The following is a 13321-nucleotide window of genomic DNA, read 5'->3' as shown; positions in this document are numbered from 1 at the left end:
CACTATTTTGATAGTGAAAATACGCTTTCAAAAGTCTGATTTTTTCGGAAAGATGTAATGATTAGAATATTTTAATTTGACTAACGGTTTGAACTGAGGGGTTATTCCCTCAGTTTCATACATATGAAATTTCAAACATGGGGGTTATCACATTGACGACAGGTGAAAAAATTACTGTAACTAATGGTGTTATGAATGTACCAAACAATCCGATTATTCCATTTATCGAAGGAGATGGAATTGGTCCTGATATTTGGGCAGCTGCATCTCGTGTACTAGAAGCAGCAGTTGAAAAAGCTTATGATGGTGAGAAGAAAATCGTTTGGAAAGAAGTGCTTGCAGGGGAAAAAGCATTCAACCAAACAGGCGAGTGGTTACCAGAAGAAACTTTAAATTTAATTCGTGAATATTTAATCGCGATTAAAGGTCCACTTACAACTCCAGTTGGCGGTGGTATTCGTTCTCTAAACGTAGCACTTCGTCAAGAATTAGATTTATATGTATGTCTACGTCCAGTTCGTTATTTTGAAGGTGTTCCTTCACCTGTAAAACGTCCGGAAGATACTGATATGGTTATTTTCCGTGAAAATACAGAAGACATTTATGCTGGAATTGAATATGCGCAAGGATCTCCAGAAGCAGAAAAAGTTCTTGCTTTCTTAAAAGAAGCAATGGGTGTTAATAAAATCCGCTTCCCAGAAACATCTGGTATTGGTATTAAACCAATCTCAGAAGAAGGGACAAAGCGTCTTGTTCGTGCTGCAATTCAATATGCAATTAACGAAAAACGCTCTTCTGTTACATTAGTTCATAAAGGAAACATTATGAAATTTACAGAAGGTGCTTTCAAAAACTGGGGTTACGAAGTAGCGGAACAAGAATTCGGCGACAAAGTATTTACTTGGGCTGAATATGATCGTATCGTTGAGAAAGATGGTAAAGATGCAGCGAATAAAGCGATGGCAGACGCTGAAGTGGCTGGAAAAATCATCGTAAAAGATTCTATTGCAGACATCTTCTTACAACAAATTTTAACTCGTCCACGTGAGTTCGATGTTGTTGCAACAATGAACTTAAACGGAGACTACATCTCTGATGCACTTGCTGCACAAGTAGGTGGAATTGGTATTGCACCTGGTGCAAACATTAACTATGTAACTGGACATGCTATCTTTGAAGCTACGCACGGTACAGCTCCAAAATATGCAGGTTTAGATAAAGTAAACCCATCTTCAGTTCTTCTTTCTGGTGTATTATTATTAGAACACTTAGGATGGAACGAAGCTGCGAAATTAGTAACTGCTTCTGTTGAGAAAACAATTGCTTCAAAAGTAGTAACTTATGATTTCGCACGCTTAATGGAAGGTGCAACAGAAGTGAAATGTTCTGAGTTCGCTAATGAACTTATTAAAAACATGGATGTAGCGATAATCAAAAACGCATAATTAAAGCGGGGGGTAAATTATGACAATCAAACGCAAGAAAGTTTCAGTCATCGGTGCAGGATTTACAGGAGCAACAACAGCATTCTTATTAGCACAAAAAGAACTTGCAGATGTTGTATTAGTGGACATTCCACAGCTGGAAAATCCAACAAAAGGGAAAGCGTTAGATATGTTAGAAGCGAGCCCAGTACAAGGTTTTGATGCTAACATTATTGGAACATCTGATTACGCAGATACTGCTAATTCTGACGTTGTTGTGATTACAGCGGGTATTGCGCGTAAGCCTGGTATGAGCCGTGATGATTTAGTAGCAACAAACTCCAAAATTATGAAAAGTATTACGCGCGACATTGCAAAACATTCACCAAATGCGATTATTGTTGTATTAACAAATCCAGTTGATGCAATGACATATTCTGTATTTAAAGAAGCAGGATTCCCGAAAGAGCGTGTTATCGGTCAATCGGGCGTATTAGATACAGCTCGTTTCCGTACATTCATCGCACAAGAATTAAATCTTTCTGTGAAAGACATTACAGGATTTGTTCTTGGTGGACACGGTGACGATATGGTACCTCTTGTACGTTATTCATATGCAGGTGGCATTCCGTTAGAAACGTTAATTCCGAAAGAGCGTTTAGAAGCAATCGTAGAACGTACCCGTAAAGGTGGCGGCGAGATTGTAGGCTTATTAGGAAACGGTAGTGCATATTACGCACCAGCTGCTTCTTTAGTTGAAATGACAGAAGCAATCTTAAAAGATCAACGCCGTGTATTACCGGCTATTGCGTACCTTGAAGGTGAATACGGTTATAGTGACCTTTACTTAGGGGTACCAGTAATTCTAGGTGGTAACGGAATTGAAAAAATTATTGAATTAGAACTTCTTGCAGATGAAAAAGAAGCGTTAGATCGCTCTGTAGAATCTGTACGTAATGTTATGAAGGTTCTTGTTTAATCATTAAATATAAGTAGAAAAAGATTCGGGGCCCCGAATCTTTTTCTACTATTTATACAAATGTTTTTTTGAAATAACATGAAAACGCTATCATTTGTAATATCCTATAATGAAACTGTAGATTTATACTATACATTGCCCTCATCATAGTAAATATCGGATCAAGTATCGCTTTTAGTAGGATAATAAGGTGAAAAAATCGGAGGGGGTTGTAACATGTTAAAGAAAAAAGTTCAAATTGGTCGTAAAATGGATGAAATTACAGTAGGAGAGAAATTATCTATCACTGAAAAAATTGAGGATAAAGATTTGTTATTGTACTTAGGGTTAACGAATGATGCCAATCCATTATATATTCAGCATGATTACGCATCCCAAACTCCGTATGAAAAGCCGATTGTACCAAGTATTATGCTAACTGGAATGATTACAACGGCAGTTACGAAATATTTACCAGGTCCAGGTAGTCATATTACGAGAAAGGACCTTACGTTCGTGAAGCATGTTCACCATTATGAAACGTTACAAATCCACTTTGAAGTTGTGGCTGTTTCTGAGGAGGAACATACAATTGATATGCTTGTATCTGCTCATGATGAAAAAGGGGATACTGTTGTGAAAGGCTCATTAACAGTAACGCCACCTTACAAATCAGTCTCTATTATGGAAAAAGCATTAGATAATTTTTAAAACATGAAAATGTGAATAGCGCTAGCATACCTTTTATAAGGAGCTAGCGCTATTTTTAGTTGAAGAATCCTTGTGTGAATCCTTCGGCGAAATCAGAACAACCTGTTTTAATCGTGTCCCAGCTTGGGGCGTTGAATGTAAGAATGCACGTTACTATTAAAGATAGAATAGGTAGCACTAGTCGCATAATAGAGTCTCCTTATCTTTTATATTAGGATTTTAAGATTAACAATATTTACTATATAGTGATTTGATAATTAAAGTCAATTGAAGGAGTGGTTTTTTTAGATGAGATGGAAGAGAGAAGACGTTATCTTTGAAACGATGAGAGAGGCTGAAGTGTGGGCAGACGGGATCGCGAATGAAATGTATGGAAGAGTATTTGGTGGATATGAAACGCGGGACTATAAAATAGCGTATGCTCTTTCGTTCTTTCTAGCAAAAAATTACGAATTCAATATTCATACGGAAGTAGAATGGAGTGAAAATATAGAAGTATATAAAGTATGGATAACAATGCGTTAATGGAAGCGAATGAGTAATCACAATAGAACAATCTGAATCCATGTATAGACAATTATATTGAGAGGGACCTTGTTTTCTAGTATGATGAGAATAACGGGGAAAATACTAGGATGAAGAAGGTTTCAAGTCTATAACTTGGAGGAAAAGAATGAACAATCGTATTTTAGTAGTTGATGATGAGGAGTTTATCTTAACTTTAATCGAATTTAATTTACAACAAGCTGGTTTTGAAGTGATAACAGCGATGGATGGAGAAATGGCGCTTCAAAAAGCGACAACAGAACGTCCAGATTTAATTATATTAGATTTAATGCTTCCAAAAATGGATGGTATGGAAGTATGTAAAGAATTACGATTGCAGCGCGTTATGACGCCGATTTTAATGTTGACAGCAAAAGATGATGAGTTTGATAAGGTGCTAGGTCTTGAACTTGGGGCGGATGATTATATGACGAAGCCATTTAGCCCAAGGGAAGTTGTTGCGCGTGTGAAGGCAATTTTACGCCGTACGAAATTACAACAAGAAGAGCAAGTTACAGAATTGTCAGATGAAGAGAGCATTACAATTGCTGAACTTAAAATTTTACCGGAGTTTTATGAGGCTTATTTCCAAGGAAGAAAGCTTGAATTAACACCAAAAGAATTTGAATTACTTGTTTATCTTGCGAAAAATAAGAGTCGTGTGTTGACGCGTGATCAATTATTAAGTGCTGTATGGAATTATGATTTTGCTGGTGATACACGAATTGTTGACGTTCATATTAGCCATTTGCGCGATAAAATTGAACAAAATACGAAAAAACCGACGTACATTAAAACGATACGTGGTTTAGGATATAAATTAGAGGAGCCAAAAGGGGATGAATAAATTTCGTTCCAGGCTTCTTTTTACATTTGTTTCTCTTATTGTTTTTATTTTAGTCGGACTCGGTTTATTGCTGGAAACCGTGTTTGAAAACTACTATATAGATCATGCAAAAGAGAGAATGGTAAAAGAGACAGAGTATGTTGCGGTATTAGCAGAAGAACAAGGTTTTGATGATGTTTTAAAAAATCCATATATATTTAAAAAGCTAGAAGAAAAAATTCAAGCTTCTATTGCCTTTGTAGATGAGAAAAAGAAAGTTCAATATAGCAGGGGAGAACCGTCTGCTTTTAGCCAAGGGATAATAAAAGAACTTTCCTCTGAAACAACGAAACAAAGAAATAAAGTCATTACGAAAGAAACAGATCAAAATAATGAATTTTACCATGCGGTGTTCGTGCAAGATGTAGCAGGGAAACAAGGGTACATTTTGGTGAAAAGTACAATTGAGCCTTTGAAAGACGTTCATCAAAAAACGTGGGGACTATTAATTATCGGATTCGTTATTGCATGCCTCGTTGTCGTATTTTTAGGTATGAAAATTACAGGGCAATATATTAGGCCAATTGAATCCGTTACGAAAGTGGCTATTGAACTAGCGAAGGGAAATTATAAAGCACGCGCTTATGAAAGTCATTCGGATGAAACGGGAATGTTAAGTAAGGCGATTAATATTTTAGCGCGTAATTTGCAAGAGATGACACTTGAACAAGAAATGCAACAAGATCGTCTGCATACGTTAATTGAAAATATGGGAAGTGGAATGATTTTAATTGATAGCCGCGGTTATATAAACCTTGTAAACCGTTCATATAAGGAAACTTTCCACGTCACAGATGAAGAATATTTAGATCGTTTATATTATGAGTCGTTTCATCATCCGGAAATTATAGAGCTTGTGGAAGAAATCTTTATGACAGAAGTGAAAGTGCGTAAACAAATGTTATTGCCACTTGGAATTGAGCGAAAGCATTTCGAGGTATATGGAGCACCGATTATCGGGACGAACCATGAATGGAAAGGGATTGTCCTTGTATTCCATGACATTACCGAGCTGAAAAAGTTAGAACAAATGAGAAAAGACTTTTTAGCGAATGTTTCTCATGAACTAAAAACGCCGATTACTTCTATTAAAGGTTTTTCAGAAACACTTTTAGACGGTGCTATGGATAATAAAAAATTCTGCGAGCATTTCTTGCATATTATTTTAAAAGAAAGTGAACGTATGCAAGGATTAATTGAAGATTTATTAGATTTATCAAAGATTGAGCAACAAGGATTTAAATTGAATATGGGTACCGTTGATATGAAGGGACTTCTTGAAGATATTCATATGGTGCTCGATAATAAAGCGGGAGAAAAAGAAATCTCTTTACAAGTAAATGTATTAAAACGTGTCTCTGTCATTGGAGATCCAAGTCGTTTGCAGCAAATCTTTATTAATTTAATGAATAACGCAATCGTATATACACCGGCTGGAGGCGTTGTTTCTGTAGAATTAGCAGAAGATAAATATAATGCTTATATAAAAGTATCGGATACTGGAATTGGTATTAGTAAAGATGAAATCCCGCGTATTTTCGAACGCTTTTACCGAGTTGATAAAGCGAGAAGTAGAAATACTGGTGGTACAGGTCTTGGATTATCAATCGTAAAGCATTTAGTCGAGGCCCATCACGGTACGATTACAGTGGATAGTGAAGTAGGAGAAGGGACAACCTTTACAGTTGTTTTACCAAAATCAGCAACTGAAAAATAGGATGAAGGATGTTTACAATATATTAACAATGGCTTAATTAAATATTAATAAAGCTCTGTTAATATAATACATGAAAACCCCTTCATCCAAGGAGTAATTTGGGACGAGAATAGTTAAGCTATTCTCGTCACTTCCCTTTATGCCAATATAAGTCTGTTTTATATATGAAAGAAAATAACCGTTATTTTTCTTCTCTCTATTAGTCATGTTAATATAGAGAGAGGAAAGAAACGGTTTTTTCTGTGAAAAAATCATTTCAAATTTGTATGGGGAGGTTTCTGATTTGGAAAAAAAGGTCGTATTAGTAGATGGTAATAATATCGCGTATCGTGCTTTCTTTGCACTACCGCTTTTAAATAACGACAAAGGTATACATACGAACGCAATTTACGGTTTTACAATGATGTTAATGAGAATATTAGAGGAAGAAAAACCGACGCATATGTTAGTAGCATTTGATGCTGGGAAAACGACATTCCGTCATAAAACATATAGTGAGTATAAAGGAGGACGTCAAAAGACTCCGCCTGAGTTATCAGAGCAATTCCCATTTATTCGTGAGATGCTTGATGCATTCAATGTACCGCGTTATGAATTAGAAAATTATGAAGCGGATGACATTATGGGAACGCTAGCGAAAGAAGCGAGTGAACAAGGAGCTAGTGTAAAAGTTATTTCAGGAGATAAAGACTTACTTCAACTTGTTTCTGATAACACGCTTGTATGTATTCCTCGAAAAGGGATTACGGAAGTAGACGAATATACGAAAGAAGCTTTATTTGAAAAATACAGCTTATCACCAAAGCAAATTATCGATATGAAAGGTTTAATGGGAGACCAATCAGATAATATTCCAGGTGTACCAGGAGTTGGTGAAAAAACTGCGATTAAATTGTTAACACAGTTTGGAACGGTTGAAGAAGTGTATGAAAATATAGATCAAGTAAGCGGGAAGAAATTAAAAGAAAAGCTGGAAGCAAATAAAGACCAAGCTCTTATGAGTAAAGATCTTGCAACGATTATTACAGACGCGCCGATTACAGTGCATGTGGATGATATGGAGTATAAAGGGTATGAAGCAAGTGATGTCATTCCAATGTTCGAGAATTTAGGATTCACATCTCTTTTAAATAAATTAGGTGTTACGCCAGAAGAAACGGCTCCAGCTGAATTAGATGATATTACATTTGATATTGTAGAAGAAGTTACAGAAGAAATGCTTCAGCAAGATAGTGCGCTTATCGTTGAAGTACAAGAAGATAATTATCATAAAGCAGATATTCAAGGTTTCGGTATTCAAAATGAAAACGGATGTTACTTTATTCAGACAGACATTGCACTTAAATCAGATGCTTTTAAAGAGTGGCTTGCAGATGGAGAAATGAGAAAGTATACATTTGATGCGAAGCGTGCGATCGTTGCGCTGAAATGGAACGGTATAGATATGCAAGGAATTGACTTTGATCTATTAATCGCTGCTTACTTACTTGATCCGGCTGATACAGATAAAGATTTCCGTACTGTAGCGAAAATGAAAGAAACGCATGCTGTGAAATCTGATGAAGAAGTTTACGGAAAAGGTGCGAAGCGTGCTGTTCCAGAGTTAGAGATAGTAGCGGAGCATGTAGCTCGTAAAGTGCATGTATTATATGATGTGAAGCAAACATTCGTTGAAGAGTTAGAAAAGAATGAGCAATATGAACTGTTTACAGAGTTAGAATTACCCCTTGCACGTGTATTAGCTGATATGGAAGTGAAAGGTGTAAAAGTTGATACAGAACGTCTTCGTAATATGGGAGAAGAACTTGCAGGTAGATTAAAGGAAATGGAACAGGAAATTTATAAGCTGGCGGGAACAGAATTTAATATTAATTCACCGAAGCAGCTTGGTGTGATTCTGTTTGAGAACTTAAACTTACCAGTTATTAAAAAGACGAAAACAGGTTATTCTACGTCAGCTGATGTACTAGACAAGCTGATGGATCACCATGAAATTATTCCAAATATTTTACATTACCGTCAATTAGGGAAACTCAATTCAACTTATATTGAAGGTTTATTAAAAGTTGTACATGAAGATTCATCTAAAATTCATACTCGTTTCAATCAAGTATTAACGCAAACAGGTCGATTAAGTTCAACGGATCCAAACTTGCAAAATATCCCGATTCGATTAGAAGAAGGAAGAAAGATTCGTCAGGCATTCGTTCCATCAGAAGAAGGATGGATTATGTACGCGGCAGATTATTCACAAATTGAACTTCGTGTATTAGCTCATATTGCCAATGATAAAGGGCTAGTTGAAGCATTCCAACATGATATGGATATTCATACGAAAACAGCTATGGATGTATTTGGCGTTGAAAAAGATGAAGTAACTTCAAATATGAGAAGACAAGCGAAAGCTGTTAACTTCGGAATTGTGTATGGTATTAGTGATTATGGTCTTTCACAAAACTTAGGAATTACAAGAAAAGCAGCAGCGGAATTTATTGAAAAGTATTTAGAAAGTTTCCCTGGTGTACAAGAATACATGGATGACATCGTAAAAGATGCGAAACAAAAAGGATATGTAGCTACATTATTAAATCGCCGCCGTTACATTCCGGAAATTACGAGTCGTAATTTTAACTTGCGTAGCTTTGCTGAGCGTACAGCTATGAATACACCAATTCAAGGTACTGCAGCAGATATTATTAAAAAAGCGATGATTATTATGGCAGATCGTTTAGAAGAAGAAGGATTACAAGCGCGTCTTCTATTGCAAGTACACGATGAATTAATATTTGAAGCACCAAAAGAAGAAATTGAAAAATTAGAGAAGCTTGTACCAGAAGTAATGGAGCATGCAATTGAACTCGCAGTTCCGCTGAAAGTTGATTATTCTTACGGTCCAACTTGGTACGACGCAAAATAAGGAAGTGATGAAATGCCTGAATTACCAGAGGTTGAAAACGTCAGACGGACACTTGAAAATCTTGTAACAGGAAAAACAATTGAAGATGTCATTATTACCTATCCCAAAATCGTAAAACGTCCAGATGATGCAGAAATCTTTAAAGAGATGCTAAAAGGCGAGATGATTGAAAATATAAAGCGAAGAGGAAAGTTTTTGCTTTTATATGTAACGAATTATGTCATTGTTTCACATTTGCGTATGGAAGGTAAGTTTTTACTGCATCAAGAGGATGAGCCAATTGATAAGCATACGCACGTCCGTTTCTTATTTACAGATGGAACTGAATTACATTATAAAGATGTGAGAAAGTTTGGTACGATGCATCTCTTTAAAAAAGGTGAGGAAATGAATCAAATGCCTCTTGCTGACTTAGGTCCGGAGCCATTTGATGCTGAATTGACACCACAGTATTTACAAGAGAGATTGCAAAAGACAAAGCGTAAAATAAAAGTTGTATTATTAGACCAGCGCCTTTTAGTAGGACTTGGAAATATATATGTAGATGAAGTTTTATTCCGTTCTCAAATTCATCCAGAACGAGAAGCATCATCTTTAACAGCAGAAGAAATTGAGCGAATTTATGAGGCGACTGTTACAACGTTAGGCGAAGCAGTGAAGCGTGGCGGAAGTACAATTCGAACGTATATCAACTCACAAGGGCAAATTGGCTCATTCCAAGAACTGCTAAATGTATATGGAAAAAAAGGAGAACCGTGTGTGACTTGCGGTACGATATTAGAAAAAACAGTTGTTGGTGGAAGAGGAACGCATTACTGCCCAATTTGTCAGCCAAGAATATAGAAAAGAGATAACATCGGATAGGCATTTGTCATATACATACAGCAGAGCTATGTATAAGGGAGGAGCTTACCGATGTACCTTTATTTATCTCTTATTTTATTAGCTTTTACATTAAGCTTAGATAGCTGTAGTGTAGGGCTAACATATGGTTTAAGAAGCGTAAGAATTCCACTAAGATCAATTATAATTATCGGAATGTGTTCAGCGGCTGTTATGCTTGTTTCAATGGGAATTGGACATATGATTGCGAAAGTATTTTCACCTGTTATCGCAACGCGTATCGGTGGGCTTGTTCTTATTGGAATAGGAATTTGGGTATTATACCAATTTTTTCGAAGTGAGAAAAAAGAAGAACCGAAGCAAGAGGAGAAGGTATGGAAATTAGAGATTGCCTCGCTTGGGTTAGTCATTCAAATTTTACGGAAACCGACTGTAGCAGATTTCGATAAATCAGGCACCATTTCTGCAGGAGAAGCGTTACTTCTTGGTATCGCTCTTTCTGTAGATTCATTTGGTGCTGGAATTGGTGCATCTTTATTAGGGTATGCACCTGCTATGATGGCAATATTAGTTGCAGTGATGAGTTCTTTGTTTTTATTTATTGGAATGAAACTTGGAACGGTTTTATCAAATATGAAATGGTTGCAAAAATTTACATTCCTGCCTGGGGTATTACTCATTATTATTGGAATTTGGAAAATGTAAGTACGGGCGTGGAACATTAGTTTCGCGCCTTTTATTATGAGGAGGATTATATGATGACAGTAGTAATTGGATTAACGGGAGGTATTGCAAGCGGAAAAAGTACAGTATCTCAAATGTTTCGCGAGCTAAATATACCAGTTATTGATGCAGATATTATTGCGCGAGAAGTTGTAGAACGAGGAAAGCCAGCATATAACAAAATTGTAGAAGTGTTTGGAACAGAAGTATTACAAGAAGATGGAGAACTAGATCGGCCGAAATTAGGAAGTGTCGTTTTCTATAATGAAGAGAAACGATTGCAGTTAAACAAAATTGTTCATCCTGCAGTGCGTGAGGAAATGAATAGGCAAAAGGAAATGTACATAAAAGAAGGTGCGCAAGCGGTTGTGTTAGATATTCCTCTTTTATTTGAAAGTAAATTAACAAGTCTCGTTGACCGCGTTTTAGTTGTAGCAGTTAAGCCGCATACGCAATTAGAACGTTTAATGAAGCGAAATAATTTTTCAGAAGAAGAAGCAACAGCTCGTATTCAATCTCAAATGCCGTTAGAAGAAAAAGTGAAGCATGCAGATGAAGTAATAAATAATGATGGCACAATTATGGGAACGAAAACACAATTGCAGGGGATTTTAAAGAAATGGAACATTATTGACTAAAAAATTGTGAAATTAATGAAAATGCTTAGTGACATATCTCCTTTTTGTGTTATACTATTATTGGGATTGGAGATAAATAGTATAACGCATTCAAGGGGGATAACATATTATGACTCGTGTGGCAATTAATGGATTTGGACGTATTGGGAGAATGGTATTTCGTCAGGCAATAAAAGAAAGCGCATTCGAAATTGTAGCAATCAATGCAAGCTATCCATCTGAAACGTTAGCACATTTAATTAAATATGATACAGTTCACGGCAAGTTTGACGGAACAGTAGAAGCATTTGAAGATCACTTATTAGTTGATGGGAAAATGATTCGCCTTTTAAACAACCGCGATCCAAAGGAATTGCCTTGGACAGATTTAGGTGTTGAAGTTGTAATTGAAGCAACTGGTAAATTTAATTCAAAAGAAAAAGCAATTCTTCACGTTGAAGCTGGAGCGAAAAAAGTTATTTTAACAGCGCCTGGTAAAAATGAAGATGTAACAATTGTAGTTGGTGTGAACGAAGACCAATTAGATATTACAAAACATACTGTCATTTCAAATGCATCTTGTACAACAAACTGTTTAGCACCTGTTGTGAAGGTGTTAGATGAGCAGTTTGGAATTGAAAACGGTTTAATGACGACAGTTCACGCTTATACAAATGACCAAAAAAATATTGATAACCCACATAAAGATTTAAGAAGAGCACGTGCTTGCGGACAATCAATTATTCCGACAACGACAGGTGCTGCGAAAGCGCTAGCAAAAGTTCTTCCACATTTAAATGGAAAACTTCATGGTATGGCACTTCGTGTACCAACACCAAACGTGTCTCTTGTTGACTTAGTAGTAGATGTAAAACGTGATGTAACAGTTGAAGCTATTAACGATGCATTCAAAACTGTTGCAAACGGTGCGTTAAAAGGCATTGTAGAATTCAGCGAAGAGCCTTTAGTATCTATTGACTTTAATACAAATACACACTCAGCTATTATCGATGGTTTATCTACAATGGTAATGGGTGATCGTAAAGTAAAAGTACTTGCTTGGTATGATAACGAGTGGGGCTACTCTCGTCGTGTTGTAGATCTTGTAACGTTAGTTGTTGACGAATTAGCGAAGCAAGAAAATGTGCAACATATTTAAGTGAATAAGGGAGAGGGCAAGTGGAATATCTGCCCTCTTTTTTTTATTTTTTTCTGAAAAGGAAAAAAATTATATAAGTATATTTTTAGAAGTGGACATACCACGAAGTGTTGGGATTACTGCATTCGTGAATCATTTATTTTTTTTAGGGAAAAGTAAAGAGGAAAATATGACAGAAAATCGAAAAAACTGTTGTTGCAAAATGAAAATAAACAAAGTATACTAACACTCGTAAACTTAAGAGCTGAGGTACGTAGTCACTACTTAAAGGGTTAGGACCTCTCTGGACTAACTTTCCCCCGTGGTAGTGGAGCAAGCCAAATTGCAAATTAGTTTTCAATTCGAACAGTTAGAATAAATTTACAAGGGGGAACTGTAGAATGGATACTATGGATACGATGGGTCGTCACGTGATCGCTGAACTTTGGGATTGCGATTTCGACAAGCTTAATGACATGCCGTATATTGAACAATTATTTGTGGATGCAGCACTAAGAGCTGGTGCTGAAGTGCGTGAGGTTGCTTTCCATAAATTTGCACCACAAGGTGTAAGTGGAGTAGTAATTATCTCGGAATCACATTTAACAATTCATAGCTTTCCGGAGCACGGTTACGCAAGTATTGATGTTTATACTTGTGGGGATCGTATTGATCCAAATGTTGCTGCAGAATATATTGCAGAAGGTTTAAACGCGAAAACGCGTGAGAGCATCGAGCTTCCTCGAGGCACTGGTAGCTTCGAAATTAAGCAGAGAGAAACAAAAGCTCTTTAAAAAAGAACATAATTGATTTAAAATGTAAAGAGGTGTATAATGCACCT

General features: G+C 36.4%; 13 protein-coding genes. 12 read left to right on the top strand and 1 reads right to left on the bottom strand.

The window, feature by feature from the left end:
• The first annotated feature begins 152 nt into the window (after positions 1-152).
• The 3 genes from icd (at position 153) to MR070_RS04255 (ending at position 3093) form a co-directional block, all read left to right on the top strand.
• Complete coding sequence (gene icd / locus MR070_RS04265; protein WP_000206898.1) at positions 153-1445, top strand: NADP-dependent isocitrate dehydrogenase; 1293 nt, start codon at positions 153-155, stop codon at positions 1443-1445.
• A 19-nt stretch (positions 1446-1464) separates the two neighbouring features.
• Positions 1465-2403, top strand: a complete 939-nt coding sequence (gene mdh, locus MR070_RS04260; RefSeq protein WP_138321024.1) for a malate dehydrogenase — start codon at positions 1465-1467, stop codon at positions 2401-2403.
• A gap of 216 nt (positions 2404-2619) precedes the next feature.
• Positions 2620-3093, top strand: a complete 474-nt coding sequence (locus tag MR070_RS04255) for a MaoC family dehydratase (protein WP_000914178.1) — start codon at positions 2620-2622, stop codon at positions 3091-3093.
• A 55-nt stretch (positions 3094-3148) separates the two neighbouring features.
• On the opposite strand, the gene MR070_RS27040 is transcribed toward MR070_RS04255, so the two are convergent.
• On the bottom strand, positions 3149-3280 hold the full coding sequence (locus MR070_RS27040; protein ID WP_001241581.1) for a hypothetical protein: 132 nt from the start codon (positions 3278-3280) through the stop codon (positions 3149-3151).
• 101 nt (positions 3281-3381) lie between these two features.
• Here MR070_RS27040 and MR070_RS04250 point away from each other — a divergent pair, with 101 nt between their 5' ends.
• The 9 genes from MR070_RS04250 (at position 3382) to speD (ending at position 13274) form a co-directional block, all read left to right on the top strand.
• Positions 3382-3618, top strand: coding sequence for a hypothetical protein (locus MR070_RS04250; protein WP_001267382.1), 237 nt, complete (start codon positions 3382-3384; stop codon positions 3616-3618).
• A 148-nt stretch (positions 3619-3766) separates the two neighbouring features.
• Complete coding sequence (phoP, locus tag MR070_RS04245) at positions 3767-4486, top strand: two-component system response regulator PhoP (RefSeq protein ID WP_242260611.1); 720 nt, start codon at positions 3767-3769, stop codon at positions 4484-4486.
• Positions 4479-6242, top strand: coding sequence for a sensory box histidine kinase PhoR (gene phoR, locus MR070_RS04240; RefSeq protein ID WP_242260609.1), 1764 nt, complete (start codon positions 4479-4481; stop codon positions 6240-6242). The genes phoP and phoR overlap by 8 nt, the downstream gene beginning before the upstream one ends.
• 283 nt (positions 6243-6525) lie before the next feature.
• Positions 6526-9159 (top strand): DNA polymerase I, encoded by a 2634-nt coding sequence (gene polA, locus MR070_RS04235; protein ID WP_000412811.1) that lies wholly within the window; start codon positions 6526-6528, stop codon positions 9157-9159.
• Between the two features lie 12 nt (positions 9160-9171).
• Positions 9172-10002 (top strand): DNA-formamidopyrimidine glycosylase, encoded by an 831-nt coding sequence (gene mutM, locus MR070_RS04230; RefSeq protein WP_138321026.1) that lies wholly within the window; start codon positions 9172-9174, stop codon positions 10000-10002.
• Positions 10003-10074: 72 nt separating this feature from the next.
• Positions 10075-10707 (top strand): sporulation membrane protein YtaF, encoded by a 633-nt coding sequence (gene ytaF, locus MR070_RS04225; RefSeq protein WP_000281744.1) that lies wholly within the window; start codon positions 10075-10077, stop codon positions 10705-10707.
• Positions 10708-10760: 53 nt separating this feature from the next.
• A complete protein-coding gene (gene coaE, locus MR070_RS04220; RefSeq protein WP_242260607.1) occupies positions 10761-11363 on the top strand; it encodes a dephospho-CoA kinase in 603 nt (200 codons plus the stop codon).
• Between the two features lie 109 nt (positions 11364-11472).
• Positions 11473-12501 carry a glyceraldehyde-3-phosphate dehydrogenase gene (locus tag MR070_RS04215; protein WP_000198972.1) on the top strand — a complete coding sequence of 343 codons (1029 nt, stop codon included), beginning with the start codon at positions 11473-11475 and terminating at the stop codon, positions 12499-12501.
• 389 nt (positions 12502-12890) lie between these two features.
• The gene (gene speD, locus MR070_RS04210) at positions 12891-13274 is read left to right on the top strand and encodes an adenosylmethionine decarboxylase (protein WP_002003660.1); all 384 of its coding nucleotides are present in this window, start codon (positions 12891-12893) and stop codon (positions 13272-13274) included.
• Positions 13275-13321 lie beyond the last annotated feature (47 nt).

The sequence above is a fragment of the Bacillus cereus group sp. BfR-BA-01453 genome, from assembly GCF_022662915.1.
GTDB classification, from domain to species: domain Bacteria; phylum Bacillota; class Bacilli; order Bacillales; family Bacillaceae_G; genus Bacillus_A; species Bacillus_A paranthracis.
This window is presented reverse-complemented; position numbering and strand designations above follow the sequence as displayed.

Coding starts and splice junctions, on each gene's coding strand:
- speD (WP_002003660.1), top strand. CDS start 12,891: ATGGATACGATGGGTCGTCACGTGATCGCTGAACTTTGGGATTGCGAT.
- MR070_RS04250 (WP_001267382.1), top strand. CDS start 3,382: ATGAGATGGAAGAGAGAAGACGTTATCTTTGAAACGATGAGAGAGGCT.
- phoP (WP_242260611.1), top strand. CDS start 3,767: ATGAACAATCGTATTTTAGTAGTTGATGATGAGGAGTTTATCTTAACT.
- ytaF (WP_000281744.1), top strand. CDS start 10,075: ATGTACCTTTATTTATCTCTTATTTTATTAGCTTTTACATTAAGCTTA.
- mdh (WP_138321024.1), top strand. CDS start 1,465: ATGACAATCAAACGCAAGAAAGTTTCAGTCATCGGTGCAGGATTTACA.
- MR070_RS04215 (WP_000198972.1), top strand. CDS start 11,473: ATGACTCGTGTGGCAATTAATGGATTTGGACGTATTGGGAGAATGGTA.
- MR070_RS27040 (WP_001241581.1), bottom strand. CDS start 3,280: ATGCGACTAGTGCTACCTATTCTATCTTTAATAGTAACGTGCATTCTT.
- coaE (WP_242260607.1), top strand. CDS start 10,761: ATGACAGTAGTAATTGGATTAACGGGAGGTATTGCAAGCGGAAAAAGT.
- MR070_RS04255 (WP_000914178.1), top strand. CDS start 2,620: ATGTTAAAGAAAAAAGTTCAAATTGGTCGTAAAATGGATGAAATTACA.
- phoR (WP_242260609.1), top strand. CDS start 4,479: ATGAATAAATTTCGTTCCAGGCTTCTTTTTACATTTGTTTCTCTTATT.
- mutM (WP_138321026.1), top strand. CDS start 9,172: ATGCCTGAATTACCAGAGGTTGAAAACGTCAGACGGACACTTGAAAAT.